The following is a 14,664-nucleotide window of genomic DNA, read 5'->3' as shown; positions in this document are numbered from 1 at the left end:
TACAAAAGAGGCAGCCAAAATTTGGGCTGCCTCCTTAAATTTCAGTTGTCAGAAAAAGGGATTATTTTTTCTTTTTGGCTGCTTTTTTGCCTTTTCCTTCATCCTTTTTGGACTTCTTTGCTTTGGTCTCAGTCTTTTTGGATTTGGCTAAAGCGGCCTCTTCCTTAATTACTGCCTGTGCCGCAGCCAGACGGGCGATGGGCACACGGTAAGGTGAGCAGCTTACGTAGTTCATACCCACAGAATGGCAGAACTCAACCGATGAAGGCTCTCCGCCGTGCTCACCACAGATCCCGACTTTCAGGTTAGGACGGGTGCTGCGGCCACGCTCAACGCCCATGCGCACAAGCTGTCCGACACCTTCCTGATCCAGAATCTGGAACGGATCGTGTTTAAGGATTCCCTTTTCATAATATACAGGGAGGAATTTACCGGCGTCATCGCGGGAGTAACCAAACGTCATCTGAGTAAGGTCGTTGGTTCCGAACGAGAAGAACTCGGCCGATTCGGCGATGCGGTCAGCGATCAGCGCTGCACGCGGGATTTCGATCATGGTCCCTACCAGGTAATCGATCTTCTCTTTACGCTCGGCAAACACCTTCTCTGCTGTTTCGCGAACGATCTTTTCCTGTAACTTCATCTCCTCCAAAGTTCCCGTGAGTGGGATCATAATCTCGGGGATTGCCTTGATTCCCTTCTTCTTCAGGTTCAGCGCGGCCTCAATAATTGCACGGGCCTGCATTTCTGAAATTTCGGGATAGGTATTACCAAGACGGCATCCACGGTGACCAAGCATGGGATTGAATTCTGCAAGGTCATGCACTTTCTGTTTTACTTCCTCCACAGAGATGCCCATCTCTTTTGCCATTTCCTTCTGGTTTGCTTCTTCGTGAGGCACGAATTCATGCAAAGGCGGATCGAGCAAACGAACGGTTACCGGCAGGTCCTGCATGGCTTCGAAAATACCTTCAAAGTCGGCACGCTGGATCGGAAGCAGTTTTTTGAGCGCTTTGCGGCGGCCTTCTTCGTCGTTGGCGAGGATCATTTCGCGCATGGCCTTGATACGGTCACCTTCGAAGAACATATGCTCGGTACGGCACAAACCAATCCCTTTTGCCCCGAAATTACGGGCAACCTGTGAATCGCGCGGCGTGTCAGCATTGGTGCGCACCAGCATCCGGGAATATTTGTCGGCCAGTTTCATCAGCTTGCCAAAATCACCACTCAGTTCCGGATCGCGTGTTTCGATCTTACCGTCATACACCTCTCCGGTGCTGCCGTTGAGCGAAATCCAGTCGCCTTCCTTATGTTTAACTCCGTCAATTGTGAGGGTACGGGCTTTGTAATCAATCTTGAGGTTACCGGCGCCTGATACACAGCACTTACCCATTCCGCGGGCAACAACGGCGGCGTGTGAGGTCATGCCGCCACGGGCGGTGAGGATTCCTTCTGCTACATTCATCCCCTTGAGGTCTTCAGGAGATGTCTCGATGCGCACCAGCACCACCTTATGTCCTTTTTCCACCCATTTCTCGGCTTCATCAGCATGGAACACAACCTGACCGGTTGCAGCACCGGGTGAAGCGGGGAGGCCTTTAGCCAGCACCTTGGCTTTTGTAACAGCGGTGGGATCAAATACGGGGTGCAGCAGTTCGTCGAGCTTGGCCGGCTCGCAGCGGAGCAGGGCTTCTTTCTCGGTAAGGATGCCCTGTTTCAGCATATCCATGGCAATTTTCACCATGGCAGCACCGGTGCGCTTTCCGTTACGGGTCTGCAGCATCCACAGTTTGCCATCCTGAATGGTAAACTCGAGGTCCTGCATATCGCGGTAGTGGTCCTCAAGTTTCTGCTGGATATCGAGCAATTCCTTATAAATGGCAGGCATTGCTTCTTCAAGTGAAGGATATTTAGAAGCGCGTTCTTTTTCAGATACATTGGCCAGTTTCGCCCAGCGTTTTGAACCTTCTTTGGTAATCTGCTGAGGGGTACGGATACCGGCTACCACGTCTTCGCCCTGGGCGTCGATCAGGTATTCACCGTTGAAGATATCCTCGCCGGTAGCGGCATCGCGGGTAAAGGCAACACCGGTTCCCGAATTCTGGCCCATGTTTCCGAATACCATCGCCTGCACATTAACGGCAGTTCCCCATTCAGCGGGAATGTTGTTCAACTTACGGTAATAAACAGCCCGCTCGTTCATCCAGCTGTCGAAAACAGCCATCACGGAACCCCACAACTGCTCCCACGGATCGGTGGGGAAGTCATGACCGGTAACTTTTTTCACGGCTTTCTTAAAGCGCTTTACCAACTCTTTGAGATCTGCAACGGTGAACTCGGTATCCAGGTGAATGCCCTTCTCCTCCTTCATATGTTCCATGATCTCTTCAAAAGGATCTATATCTTCCTTCGAAGCGGGCTTCATGCCAAGCACCACATCGCCGAACATCTGCACGAAACGGCGGTATGAGTCCCATGCAAAACGCTCGTTGCCTGATTTTTTGGCAATGCTTTCAACGGCTTCATCGTTAAGACCCAGATTCAATACAGTATCCATCATGCCGGGCATCGAAGCGCGGGCACCTGAACGTACGGAAAGCAGCAGGGGATTCTTTTTGTCGCCAAAACCTGAACCCATAATCTTTTCAACATATTTTACAGCGGCTTCCACCTCGGGGCGGATCATTTCTACTACTTTCTCACGGCCGTATTTGTTGTAATCGGTACATACTTCGGTGGTGATGGTGAATCCCGGAGGTACGGGAACCCCGATCAGGTTCATCTCGGCAAGGTTGGCACCTTTACCTCCCAGCAGGTTCTTCATGCTGGCATCACCTTCGGCTTTCTTGTTACCGAAAGTATAAACCGATTTTCTGGTCTTCTCTTTTGCCATTTGTCTTAGTTTTTATTGAATTAAGGTTAGTAATATCAATGCTTGATTCTTTGCAGGTTAACCCCGCGCAAACGCGGGTGCAAAGGTACAAAAAAAAAATTCAGTGAATTATCAAAATCAGCCTGTTAAAAGAATGCTAAAATGAAAAACAAAAGCCGGGAAAAATCTTCCCGGCCCTGGTTAAATGCAAAAATACAGCTCGTATTACCTTCGAAAGCCATTGATGTATTCATCAAGTTCCTCAATGGTCGATTCAAAGGTGAAAGCATCATTCAGTTTGTAATAATTTCCGGTGTCGTAGGTATATCCATAGGCATATTTTGCCAGGTCGAGGCGGGTATCCTCGAAGGTGAAGAGGAGCATAATCTCCTTCACCTGTGCGCTGAGCAAACAGTTAGAGGCGATGACCTGTTTGGCGATGGTGAGGCGGGTATCGTCAAAGGATTTGCTTTCAATTGATCTCTTTACTTCCTGGAATTCAGATGGATGCATTGGATACGGACATCCCACTGGTCCATTATACCCCGGCATTACATACGCCTGCTGCTGCGGCACCGGCTGTTGCCGGACCGGCTCCTGATAATACCCGTCAGAAGCGGTAGTGGTGGTGGAGTAAGTGGTGGTAGTGGTTTGGGTGGTGACTGCCTGCGAGCCTGACGGAATGGCCCCTCCGACATTGATGTTCATATTCACGCCCAGTTCAGGATCATTGATGCTGACTCCCATGGATACATTTCCCTGAGGCTCGCCGTAGGTTTCCGTGTAGGTAGTGGTGGTTTGGGTGACCGTGGAGGGCGCCGGAGGCTGGGTGGTATAAACAACCACCTGCTGACCCGTGGCCGGAGGCAAAGCCTGCTCAATGGGCACCTCGTTCATCCAGCGCATCACATACTCGTTTTTATTGTTCCGCTTTATGACAAATGTAGTTTCAGTCCCCTGGTTAAACGTCAGGGTTTTATCCAGATCGGGTATCCCCTGCTCATCGAAGATGATCTTTACCTTATAAGTCGGAGCAATCAGATCGGTAACCTTCACATTGGTCTCGGGAGCCGGATTCTGACGGATACCGTTCAGGATCAGGGTAAACCTTTCGCCCTGCTCAGTAAAAAAGACAAGGTTGGTTTTGAGTTGTGCAAAGGCACTGAGATTAAGGAATAGCGCTGCGATGATCAGCAGAAGGGGAAATTTTTGCTTCATGTGGGTCAGTGAGTTTGATGGATATAAATTATTTTAAACAGATTTCAGAAGACAGATATTAATACCCGGCAATTCCATTCGTAATCCCGTGTGACAACAATTTTATTCAAATATTGTGCCGCTGGCTGAGTTCAGAAAAAAAACACCGGTAGTTTCAAGCTGACATTCTTAAAATTTCACCTTCTCCATTTGATTCATCACCCGCATAATCCGCTGTTGTTTCCGCTGAATATAAGCTGTTGGTGAGGCAGGGCTCCACCGGCGCGGATTGGGCAGCACGGCGGCAATCATCGCGGCCTCGGCACGGTTAAGGTCTGACGCGGGTTTCCGGTAATACTTGCCGGCGGCCTTTTCAACCCCATAAATACCGTCGCCCATCTCAATTACATTGAGATACACCTCCATAATGCGCCGCTTCCCCCAGAATATTTCAATCAGTCCGGTGAAATAGACCTCCAGTCCCTTTCTGAGCCATGTCCGGTCGGGCCATAGGAAAACATTCTTGGCCGTCTGCTGCGAAATGGTGCTGGCCCCCAACTTGTTTTTCCTCTTTTTATTGAGTTCCCTGGCTTTTTTAATCGCTTCCAGGTCAAAACCGTGATGCTTCATGAAATTGTTGTCCTCAGCAGCAACCACCGCCTGAACCATGTGCGGGGAAATATCCCTGAGTTTCACCCAGTCGCGGTTCATCTTCACCTTTTCGCCTTCTGCAATTTGTTCAGCAACCCTGATCAGTTGCAAAGGCGTTACGGGAGGTCTAACAAACCTGTATATAATGGTAACAAGAACCGTGGAAAAGAAAAAAAAGAAAACGGCAAAGCGGATCAGACGGAAAAGCTTTCTGGTGACAGACTTTGCGGTAATCATCAATTTGAGATTAATATTGAATGGTGCAAACCTATAAAAAAAAATCCAGCCTTAAAATGGCTCACTGCAATAATTGCCTGCTATACCTGTATAAACCGGCAGCATGACTATGATGCTTCACCTTAAAACCAAAGCGGGCCTGTTGCACAAACAGATTACATTGCCTTACTTTGCCCGAAAAAAGATGCATTCATTTTTCCGCCTCCTGATCACGGCAACCTGTAGCCTGTTATTAAGTTTCAATCAGTTGACAGCCCAACAGGAAAGCAGCCCCTACAGCCTTCATTTTGCCGGATTTGTCAGGGCAGATGCGATTTTCGACAGCCGTCAGGTAGTGGAAGCGCGGGAAGGTTTTTTACTTTTCTACCCCAAAAAACCAGTTTACGACCGGAACGGAAATGATCTGAACGCGCACCCGACATTTAACCAGTACGCCATGACTACGCGCATCAATGCCCGGGCAACCGGCCCTGATGTACTCGGTGCGAAAGTGCTGGGCTTTATTGAAGCGGATTTCACCGGAGCCTCCAACAGCGAAAACAACAGCCTTCGCCTGCGCCATGGCTACATATCACTGCAGTGGAAGAAAACACGGCTGCTGGCCGGACAATACTGGCACCCCCTCGACCTGCCCGAAATGATCCCCAACGTACTCTCACTCAATACCGGCGCGCCGTTTCACTCTTTCAGCCGCCAGCCGCAACTCAGGATGGATTACAGAACCGGGTTTTTTAACCTGGTGGCGGTCGCCGCCGCCCAGCGCGACTACGTCAACAACGGCCCCCAGGGCAGCACTTCCGTTTACCTGAGAAACAGCATAATCCCCAACCTGCACGGACAGATTCAGGTTAAGACAGAAAAAATATTTGCCGGAGCAGGAATTGATTTTAAAAAACTGACACCTCGTCTGGTTACCGACAGCTTGTATAAAGCTGACGAATCCCTGAATTGCCTTTCATACACCGTCTTTATTTCATGGAATCCCGGAAAGGCTGCCATCAAAACTCAGTACGTTTACGGACAGGCGTTAAACGACCACCTGATGATGGGCGGTTTCGGGGTGAGTAAAACCGATCCGCTGACAAAGCAGCGGGAGTACAGCCCCTTGAATTATCATTCCGTTTGGATAAATACACAGCTCAACCTCGGGCAGTGGCAACCTTCGCTGTTTGCCGGCTTCACCAAAAACGACGGTTCCGCTGAGGAGCTGACGGGTCCCGTTTACGCCCGCGATGCCGATATCGGATACGTATACCGTTTAGCACCCATGATAACTTATATTACCGGAAAATTCAGCCTGATCGCCGAGATGGAATATACTACAGCCGCATATGGGGAGAATGATGAAAAATACAGGGTGATCAGCAGCCGGGAAACCGGGAACCTCCGCATCGGACTCGGAGCCGTTTACAGTTTCTGATTATCATCATTCGGATCCGCTGCGCCCGGCTATATCTCTATGGAATGCTGAAGCCCCGCTGCCGCATGGCTTCAAAAACCAACACCGCCGCCGAAACCGACACATTCAGCGAGTCGATACTGCCCAGCATGGGTATGATGATGCGCTCATCGCAGAAGTCTATCCATTTCCGTGTAAGCCCGTCGGCTTCCGTTCCCATCACAAAGGCGGTCGGCCCCTGGTAGCTGTGAAGATGATAGTGCGAGGAGGCCTGCAATTCAGCAGCATAGCTGCGGATTCCTTTATCTTTGAGCCATTGCTGCGCTTCTTCAGTGGAGCAGGCTACCACCTGCCTCGAAAACACGCAACCCACTCCTGAACGGATTACATTGGGGTTATATATATCGGTCAACGGATCACACACAATCACGGCGTCAAGACCGGCGGCATCGGCAGTACGAAGGATTGCGCCCAGATTGCCGGGTTTCTCCACCGATTCAAGGATCACCACCAGGGGATCGGGACGTAATTTTACCTCACCGATTTTCAGCCAGCGTGGTTCAAACAGCGCAATACAGCCATCGGAGCCTTCGCGGTAAGCCAGTTTTTCAAACACGGCTGCGCTTACTTCCGTAACCCTTGCATTACCAACCAAATCCACAAAACCGGTTTGGTTGCTGATCTCCGGACAAACGAAAAATTCAGTCATCCTGTAGCCGTTTTCCACTGCGATGGCTGTTTCGCGCAGCCCTTCAACCACTACCAGATTTTGCTTCCTGCGCTCCCGCGATTTCTGCTGAAGCAGCAGAAGGTTTTTGATCCTGGCATTTTGCGGGCTGGTGATAAGTTCTGACATCGGGCGGGGAATTGACAGGACAAAGTTAGGGAAAATTCGCATCTTTGCAGTTGTGAAGGGATTACGGACCCCGGATCAGAAAAAATCCCCGGGATTATGATAAAACTGCTCTCCCCCGAGAACTGGAAAGACTACGAATTGCTGGATTCCGGCAATTTTGAGAAACTGGAACGTTTCGGCAGCCAGGTGCTGATACGCCCCGAACCGCAGGCGGTATGGGACAAATCGCTGGCAGCGGAAGAGTGGGCGGCACGTGCACAGGCTATTTTCAGGAAAGAAAAGAATGATCCCGAAAAAGGGAAATGGATCCTGAAAAAGGGCTGCCGTGAGCAGTGGCAGATCGGCTACAGCTATAAAAAGATGAACCTGAAGTTGCGGCTGGGGCTTACCAGTTTCAGGCATATCGGTGTTTTTCCGGAGCAGGGCGACAACTGGGATTTTATTTATGACCGCATCAGCGCCATGAAAACAAACCGCCCGAAAGTTCTGAACCTGTTTGCCTATACGGGCGGCGCATCCCTTGCCGCCTGCGCGGCAGGTGCCGAAGTGGTGCATGTGGATTCGGTGAAGCCTGTGATTACATGGGCCCGTGAAAATATGGAACTCAGCGGACTTGACGGAATCCGCTGGGTGGTTGAAGATGCATTAAAATTTGTAAAAAGGGAGGTTCGCCGCGGCAACAGCTACCAGGGCATTATACTCGATCCGCCCGCTTACGGCCGCGGGGCGGACGGCGAGAAATGGGTGCTTGAGGAACATATCAATGAAATGATCAAACAGTGCAGCGAATTGCTCGATGAACATGAAAACTTCCTGATAATGAGCCTGTATTCGATGGGGTTTTCTTCGCTGATCGGGGAAAATCTGATCAGGTCAGCTTTTGGAAACAGGGAAACCCTGGAATCGGGGGAACTCTTTCTGGCAGACAACTTTGGCAAAAAACTGCCCCTGGGCACTGTGTTAAGGTTTTAAACGGCGCTCAGCTTAAGCAGAATGGCGTAAACTACCGGACATATCTCTGCATTTTTCAACGAAAGCTTAAGCAACTGGTAAAACCGGCTGCGGTCGGTATGCGGATATTCCCTGCACGCTTTCGGCCGGTGACTGTAAATGCTGCAATAGTTATCCCCGTCAATAAACGGACAGGGAGCCGAATGAAATACAAAATCCCCGTCGCTGTCTGTTCTCAGATATTTCTCAACGACTTCCGAAGGTTTTATCCTCAGCTTTTTTGCCATATCATCCACATCGCTGTAGCGGATGGCAGGGCTGATGCTGCGGCAGCAGTTGGCACACAAAAGGCAATCGTAAAAACCAAAGGCCTGATCATGCATGGAATGAACCGCGGAATCCAGTGACCGCGGATTGATTTTTGCCAGTCTCTTTGTGGCTTTCAGCAACAGGGATTGATTGGCGCGAAATAAAGTTTTGAGTTGTTCAGGCCGGGGGACATCGGCTTCAACGATCTTCAGATCAGTTAAATCCGCGCTGCTGCTTGATCTCATTGTAAGCCTGGTTCAGTTGCTGGAATTTCTCTTTTGCCGCCTTCTGCACATCCTCTCCCAGATGGGCCACTTTATCAGGATGATATTTAAGTGCCATCTTTCGGTAAGCTTTCTTCACCTCATCATCACTGGCATCGGGGGAGATTTCAAGAATGCGGTAAGCGCTGCCGGTATCCCTTATAAACATGGCTTTGATGGAGTCGAAATCTTTCTGGCGGATACCCATGTGAAGACATATGCGTTTCAGCAAGTCCGCTTCGGCTGCATGTGGCTCGCCATCGGCGGCAGCAACACCGAACAGGAAATGGACCAGTTGCAGCCTCGACGGGTATTCCATATTCTCCTGAATCTGCTCGCAGATTTCATCCACGTCCAGATCCTGCCGTAGTATCTCCCTGAGCAACAGCAGCAACCGCTCAGCCTCCTGCTCCCCGAACTGACCCAGCAAAAACCGCTTCACATATTCCAGTTCTGACTTCATAATCCTGCCATCGGCCTTCATGATGGCGGCAATCATAACCAGCAGGCTGACCTTAAAATCTCCTTCCTGGGTCGGCGTAAATCCTTTGTGCTCATACTGACCGCTTTGCATGCTGTCGAAAATCGATCCGAACACAAAACCAAGAATTCCTCCGATGGGGCCACCCAGCGCCCAACCCAGGCCGCCTCCGATCCATTTGCCAAATGATGCCATTAAACGTTGAATGTAGAAATTAGGAAATATGTTACAAATACCTTGATATTACCGGGTAAAACAATTATTGAAACCTTTGCCGCAAATTTCCGGTTGTTCAATGAAAACCTTCCGCTATCTGTCAACACCCGCTTCAGGTGCAAAGGTATTAAAAGTTAAAGCTGTCAGCAGAAACGAAGGCGAAGATTAAATTTATCTTTAGAGAATTCAAAAAGGCCGCATCAAATGAGGTAAGAATATCCCCCCTTATGGGCCCATCATTATAAAAGTGTTTGCAGGGGCTGCATGAGTCATCCTTTAATCCATTAGCTTTGCAAATTTAAATGCCGTTTTTTATGGAGTGCCGCCCCGGATGCGCCGCCTGCTGTATCTTTCCTTCCATCAGTTCACCCATCCCGGGTATGCCGGCGGGTAAACCTGCATTTGTGCGATGTGTTCAACTTACCGGTGACCTGAAGTGCGCTTTATTCGGCAAACCGGAACGCCCGGCCGTTTGCTCGGGTTTTCAGCCGGAACCATCATTCTGCGGCGATTCAGCAGCCGAAGCTGAAAAGATTTTTCGCTGGTTGCTGGATACAGACTGAACAAGCAGTTATTCCGCATTGATAAAGGGTTCAGGCATATCTATATATGTTGATTGCCGGCCTTCTCCATAAGTTTGATCAATCAGGATCGAACTTAAATTTGATTTCCCTGTTTTTTTTACTATATTTGTGTTGTTAATCTCTAATTTTCAATTGTTATGCCTACCGGTAAAGTTAAATTCTTCAATGAGCGCAAAGGCTTTGGTTTTATTATCGACGATGAAACCCAGCATGATGTTTTTGTTCATGCCACAGGCCTTACCGAGAAAGTAAATGAAAATGATCTCGTTTCTTTCGAAATTGCCGAGGACAAAAGAGGAAAGAAAGCTGTTGACGTTAAAAAGATTTAGTTTTTCTTTTCAGTTCTGCTAAAAAGCCTCATTCCCTGAGGCTTTTTGCTTTAGGGCACGCCCAATCAGTCAATATCCGATTGGCCGATAAAGCGTATCTTTGCCGCTGCTAAAACCACATCCGTTGAATTATCTTCTTGTTGAACAACTCAGTAAATCATACGGAGAGAAAGAACTTTTCTCCGAAATCACTTTTGGAATTGACCAGGGAGCGAAAGTAGCGCTTATTGCCCGCAACGGCGCGGGAAAGAGCAGCCTGCTGAACATTATCTGCGGCAAAGAACTGCCCGACAGCGGCGCAGTAACCTTCCGCCGCGACATCAGGTGGGCCTACCTTCCGCAAAACCCTGAGATGAATGAGGATCAGACGATTTTTGACATTCTCTTCCACGCCGAGAATGAATTCATGCGCACCATCCGTGATTATGAATACAGCCTGAACCTGATTAAACATGATGATTCACCTGAAGCCCACCGCATGCTCGAAAACAGTACCAGCAAAATGGAACTGATCGGCGGATGGGATTACGACGTTAGAATTAAAGAAATTCTCGGGCGGTTTAAAATTGCGGACCTGGATCAGAAAATTGGTGAATTATCGGGAGGTCAGCGCAAGAAAGTTTCGCTTGCCAAAGCGCTGATCGAAGAAACCGACCTTCTGATCCTTGATGAACCTACCAACCATCTGGACATTGAAATGATAGAATGGCTCGAAGACTATCTCACACGTCAGAACCTGAGCCTGCTGATTGTTACCCACGACCGCTACTTCCTCGACCACGTCTGCGATGAGATCCTTGAGCTCGACAACAACAGAATTTACCGTTACAAGGGCAACTATTCCTATTTCATCGGGAAAAAAGCCGAACGCGAAGCCATTGAACTTACGGAAACGGAAAAAGCCAAAAGCCTCTACCGTACAGAACTCGAGTGGATGAGGCGTATGCCCCAGGCGCGCGGTACCAAAGCGAAAGCAAGGGTTGACAACTTTTACGAAATTCAGGAAAAAGCCAATAAAAGGGTTGAAAAGGATACCGGGCCCCTCCAGGTGAAAATGACGCGGATCGGCGGTAAAATACTGGAATTAAATAATATACATAAAGCTTTCGGAGAAAATAAGGTTGTTGACAATTTCTCCTATATCTTCAAAAAAGGAGAAAAAGCCGGGATTGTCGGCCGCAATGGTTCCGGCAAGACTACCCTGCTTAATATGATTACCGGCAGCCTGCATCCGGATATGGGAAAGATTACCACTGGGCAGACGATTGTTTTCGGATACTATTCCCAGGAGGGCTTTCAGCCCAAAGAGGACAAGCGGGTGATTGACATTGCCAAAGATATAGCAGAAGAGATGCCGCTGGGCAAAGGCCGCATTTCCGCTTCGGCCTTCCTTTCACACTTCAATTTTCCCCATACGCTGCAGTATAATTATTTCTCCAGTCTCAGCGGCGGGGAGAAACGCAGGTTATTTCTGCTGATGCAACTGCTGAAAAATCCCAACTTTCTGATTCTCGACGAGCCGACCAACGACCTGGATATTCATACACTCAACCTGCTCGAAGATTTCCTGATCAACTTCGAAGGTTGCCTGTTGGTGGTTTCGCACGACCGGTATTTTATGGATAAAATTGTGGATCATGTATTTGTTTTCGGGAGTGAGGGAAAAATCAAGGATTATTACGGAAACTACACCGATTACTACAAACTAAAGCTTGCTGAAGAAGCCCGGCTGGCGCGGCAGAAAAGCCCGGTGACGCCCCCGAAAGCAATCGCATCGATTCAGGAGAACAAACCCCGGAAACCAAGTTATAAGGAAAAAACCGAGTTTGAAGCACTCGACGGGCAGATTCAATCGCTCGAAGCGCGCAAGAAAGAGATCCTGGACAAAATGAACAGCGGTGCCTGCGGGCCTGACGAACTGGAAAAACTCAGCCGGAATTATCAGGAAACGGAAAGCGCCCTTGAAGAGAAAACCAACCGGTGGCTGGAACTCAGCGAATTATTTGAATAAAGAAGGAATTTATCCTGCCATAAAAGGCATTTTCCCTGAATCAGATGCGCCCGGGCAGCACCAGGCCGCATTGCTGACAGACATTTGAATGAATGCAGATGACTGCCCCGCATCCGGCACAGTGACAGCGTATGTCTTCCCGCTCCATGTAAGCTTCAGGTCCCATCGTCTTCAGGTCCCTGAGATTTCCGACAAGGCTGCTATGGTATTTGTTGCGGTAGCGTTTGTCAAGTTGCTTCAGCCTGGCACAGGGAAACTGATCACATTCGTGGCAGAAGCCTGAACGGGTCATTGCCAGCCTTTCGCAGTTGACAATTTTACATACAACACAATAATTCGGCTTGTACCCTGACTGATTTCGGCAGCCTGAACAGCGGTTTTTGCTTCGCTGAAAAGCATAACAGGTGGTGCAGTTGATGCCGCAGGGGCTGATTACAGAGGCAGTATATCCGGGCACAGCAAATCAGAAAGAAATCAAACCGGCTGAACGGTCATTTTTATTTTTGTTTTCAGCAGAAGCACAACCATATTGGCCGGCAATGGCGGGTTAATGCTTCCGTATACCCTGAGGGTAAAGGGCCCGGCTGAAATAAATGAAAGCACCTCCATATTGCCCAGCTCAAGGTCTACGGCACGGCCATCCGGCGAAATGGCCACGGTAGCAGCGATCTGTGTTTCGGTCAGTCCGGTTGCGCTCACTGTTACACGGGCCGAATTCAACCAGTTGAAATTCACCTGTGGCGGCGTTTCCACCTCAAGACGCACCTGCTCGAACGATGCATTTCTGATCCCTTCAAGTTCATGTTTCTGTATGATGCTGTCGATATTGATTGAGAGGGTCTCCTCAACCAGCAGTGATTCACTCTTGGGCAGATAATCCAGCGAATCTAATGTAAAGCGGATATCCGGATTATCGTAGTTAATATCAAACTCGGCCAATTCCTTAACCTTATCACATGAAGGCATGGCAAGACCAAGCAGTAAACCGGCTGACAACAGCACCAATGGAAGGAGTCTGATCCTTGTTTTCATGGTTTTTACAATTTAAAAAGAAAAATAGCTTACTAAGATAGTGAATTTCAGCCTAAAATAAAAGAAAAGGGCAACATTTCCATACGTTGCCCTGTAAATAAATAAGTCTTATCAATTATGAATTCAGCATCACCGGCATTACCAGCATCAGGATATCCTCTGCCGGATTTTCACCTTCCACGGGGCGGAGAATTCCGGCGCGGTTAGGCGCTGACATTTCCAGACGGATATTTTCTGTACTGAGGTTGGTGAGCATTTCCACAAGGAACCGTGAATTAAAACCAATTTCCATATCCTCACCGCTGTAGTTACAGCTCAGCCGCTGCCGTGATTCATGGGCAAAATCAATATCCTCGGCATCCACGAAAAGTTCCTGCCCGGTGATGGTCAGCCGGATCTGGTTGGTGGATTTGTTTGCAAAGAAAGATGCGCGGCGCAGGGTAGTGATCAGGGAGAGACGGTCAGCTATCAGCGTATTCGGGTTATCTGAAGGAATAACAGCTTCATAATTAGGATAACGTCCCTCGATCAGGCGGCAGACCAGATCAATGTTTTTAAAGGTGAAACGTGCATTGGTATCGTTGTATTCTATACTCACCGGGGTGGTATCAGAGGGCAGGATTCCTTTCAGCTGATTCAGCGGCTTTTTGGGCATAATAAAGGTAGAATTGTTCTCAGCGCTTACATCGGAGCGTTTATACCTTACCAGCTTGTGGGCATCGGTGGCAACAAAGATGACCGAGTCAGTTGAAAGATCACAGTAAACTCCTGACATCGCCGGCCTGAGATCGTCGTTTCCGGTAGCGAAAATAGTTTTGTTGATGGCCGTAAGCAGCAGGTCAGCCGGCAAATCAAGCGCTGAAACGCTTTCCATACGGGGTGCGCGGGGAAACTCATCTGCATTGTGCCCGGCAATCCTGAATTTGGCTTCATCGGCGGCAATTTCAATTCCGAGTGCGTTGTCAACCGTGAATGTCATCGGGGTTTCACCGTAAGTCTTCAGAAGCTCAAGCAGAATTTTTGCAGGAATCGCCACTGAGCCCTCATCATCAGCCATATTGGTTTCAACGGTAACCGTCATGGTTGTTTCCAGGTCCGAGGCGGTAATTTTCAGCGTGCTGCCATTGAGTTCAAACAAAAAGTCATCAAGGATGGGCAGTGTATTGCTTGAATTTAATACGCCGCTGATTGACTGCAGGCTTTTGAGCAGGCTCTGGCTTGATACTATGAATCTCATATTAAAGTAATTTTCTTTGTAACTGATCCATTAAATGTTCAC

Annotated in this window: 12 protein-coding genes and 1 pseudogene; 4 read left to right on the top strand and 9 right to left on the bottom strand. The window is 48.8% G+C overall.

All coding sequences use genetic code 11. From position 1 onward, the window contains the following. Positions 1 to 163: 163 nt before the first annotated feature. From ppdK to mtgA, 3 genes and pseudogenes are all read right to left on the bottom strand, one after another. Positions 164 to 2,890, bottom strand: a pseudogene (gene ppdK / locus TBC1_RS03485) (pyruvate, phosphate dikinase); the annotation flags it as partial. Between the two features lie 204 nt (positions 2,891 to 3,094). Beyond that, on the bottom strand, positions 3,095 to 4,087 hold the full coding sequence (locus TBC1_RS03480; RefSeq protein ID WP_062038569.1) for a DUF4476 domain-containing protein: 993 nt from the start codon (positions 4,085 to 4,087) through the stop codon (positions 3,095 to 3,097). Positions 4,088 to 4,255: 168 nt separating this feature from the next. After that, complete coding sequence (mtgA, locus tag TBC1_RS03475; protein ID WP_062038566.1) at positions 4,256 to 4,954, bottom strand: monofunctional biosynthetic peptidoglycan transglycosylase; 699 nt, start codon at positions 4,952 to 4,954, stop codon at positions 4,256 to 4,258. Between the two features lie 103 nt (positions 4,955 to 5,057). Between mtgA and TBC1_RS03470 the strand changes: the two genes are divergently transcribed. After that, positions 5,058 to 6,374, top strand: a complete 1,317-nt coding sequence (locus TBC1_RS03470; RefSeq protein WP_062038563.1) for a hypothetical protein — start codon at positions 5,058 to 5,060, stop codon at positions 6,372 to 6,374. A gap of 37 nt (positions 6,375 to 6,411) precedes the next feature. Here the strand turns inward: TBC1_RS03470 and TBC1_RS03465 are convergent, their stop codons facing one another. Further along, entirely contained in the window at positions 6,412 to 7,209 is a 798-nt protein-coding gene (locus TBC1_RS03465) for a TrmH family RNA methyltransferase (RefSeq protein WP_062038560.1), read from the bottom strand. A 96-nt stretch (positions 7,210 to 7,305) separates the two neighbouring features. On the opposite strand from TBC1_RS03465, the gene TBC1_RS03460 reads away from it, so the two are divergent. Next, positions 7,306 to 8,181, top strand: a complete 876-nt coding sequence (locus tag TBC1_RS03460; protein WP_172668815.1) for a class I SAM-dependent methyltransferase — start codon at positions 7,306 to 7,308, stop codon at positions 8,179 to 8,181. Here the strand turns inward: TBC1_RS03460 and TBC1_RS03455 are convergent. Together TBC1_RS03455 and TBC1_RS03450 are read right to left on the bottom strand one after the other, a co-directional pair. Beyond that, entirely contained in the window at positions 8,178 to 8,714 is a 537-nt protein-coding gene (locus TBC1_RS03455; protein WP_082189462.1) for a YkgJ family cysteine cluster protein, read from the bottom strand. The two genes, TBC1_RS03460 and TBC1_RS03455, sit on opposite strands and share 4 nt — an antisense overlap. Then, entirely contained in the window at positions 8,683 to 9,408 is a 726-nt protein-coding gene (locus TBC1_RS03450) for a TerB family tellurite resistance protein (RefSeq protein WP_062038558.1), read from the bottom strand. Before TBC1_RS03450 ends, TBC1_RS03455 begins: the two co-directional genes overlap by 32 nt. A 742-nt stretch (positions 9,409 to 10,150) precedes the next feature. Here TBC1_RS03450 and TBC1_RS03440 point away from each other — a divergent pair. After that, a complete protein-coding gene (locus tag TBC1_RS03440; protein WP_062038555.1) occupies positions 10,151 to 10,342 on the top strand; it encodes a cold-shock protein in 192 nt (63 codons plus the stop codon). Between the two features lie 124 nt (positions 10,343 to 10,466). Next, a complete protein-coding gene (locus TBC1_RS03435) occupies positions 10,467 to 12,353 on the top strand; it encodes an ABC-F family ATP-binding cassette domain-containing protein (RefSeq protein WP_062038552.1) in 1,887 nt (628 codons plus the stop codon). 40 nt (positions 12,354 to 12,393) lie between these two features. Here the strand turns inward: TBC1_RS03435 and TBC1_RS18225 are convergent, their stop codons facing one another. The 3 genes from TBC1_RS18225 to dnaN all read right to left on the bottom strand — a co-directional run bounded on the left by TBC1_RS18225 (position 12,394) and on the right by dnaN (position 14,622). After that, positions 12,394 to 12,810 (bottom strand): DUF3795 domain-containing protein, encoded by a 417-nt coding sequence (locus tag TBC1_RS18225; RefSeq protein WP_082189461.1) that lies wholly within the window; start codon positions 12,808 to 12,810, stop codon positions 12,394 to 12,396. Positions 12,811 to 12,827: 17 nt separating this feature from the next. Next, a complete protein-coding gene (locus tag TBC1_RS03425) occupies positions 12,828 to 13,385 on the bottom strand; it encodes a hypothetical protein (RefSeq protein WP_062038547.1) in 558 nt (185 codons plus the stop codon). Positions 13,386 to 13,500: 115 nt separating this feature from the next. Further along, entirely contained in the window at positions 13,501 to 14,622 is a 1,122-nt protein-coding gene (gene dnaN, locus TBC1_RS03420) for a DNA polymerase III subunit beta (RefSeq protein WP_062038544.1), read from the bottom strand. Between the last annotated feature and the right edge of the window lie 42 nt (positions 14,623 to 14,664).

This window comes from Lentimicrobium saccharophilum (genome assembly GCF_001192835.1).
GTDB lineage: Bacteria > Bacteroidota > Bacteroidia > Bacteroidales > Lentimicrobiaceae > Lentimicrobium > Lentimicrobium saccharophilum.
This window is presented reverse-complemented; position numbering and strand designations above follow the sequence as displayed.

Bases quoted from the DNA above. Each gene is read 5' to 3' on its own strand.
- TBC1_RS03480 (WP_062038569.1), bottom strand. From the start codon at position 4,087: ATGAAGCAAAAATTTCCCCTTCTGCTGATCATCGCAGCGCTATTCCTT.
- mtgA (WP_062038566.1), bottom strand. From the start codon at position 4,954: ATGATTACCGCAAAGTCTGTCACCAGAAAGCTTTTCCGTCTGATCCGC.
- TBC1_RS03470 (WP_062038563.1), top strand. From the start codon at position 5,058: ATGACTATGATGCTTCACCTTAAAACCAAAGCGGGCCTGTTGCACAAA.
- TBC1_RS03465 (WP_062038560.1), bottom strand. From the start codon at position 7,209: ATGTCAGAACTTATCACCAGCCCGCAAAATGCCAGGATCAAAAACCTT.
- TBC1_RS03460 (WP_172668815.1), top strand. From the start codon at position 7,306: ATGATAAAACTGCTCTCCCCCGAGAACTGGAAAGACTACGAATTGCTG.
- TBC1_RS03455 (WP_082189462.1), bottom strand. From the start codon at position 8,714: ATGAGATCAAGCAGCAGCGCGGATTTAACTGATCTGAAGATCGTTGAA.
- TBC1_RS03450 (WP_062038558.1), bottom strand. From the start codon at position 9,408: ATGGCATCATTTGGCAAATGGATCGGAGGCGGCCTGGGTTGGGCGCTG.
- TBC1_RS03440 (WP_062038555.1), top strand. From the start codon at position 10,151: ATGCCTACCGGTAAAGTTAAATTCTTCAATGAGCGCAAAGGCTTTGGT.
- TBC1_RS03425 (WP_062038547.1), bottom strand. From the start codon at position 13,385: ATGAAAACAAGGATCAGACTCCTTCCATTGGTGCTGTTGTCAGCCGGT.
- dnaN (WP_062038544.1), bottom strand. From the start codon at position 14,622: ATGAGATTCATAGTATCAAGCCAGAGCCTGCTCAAAAGCCTGCAGTCA.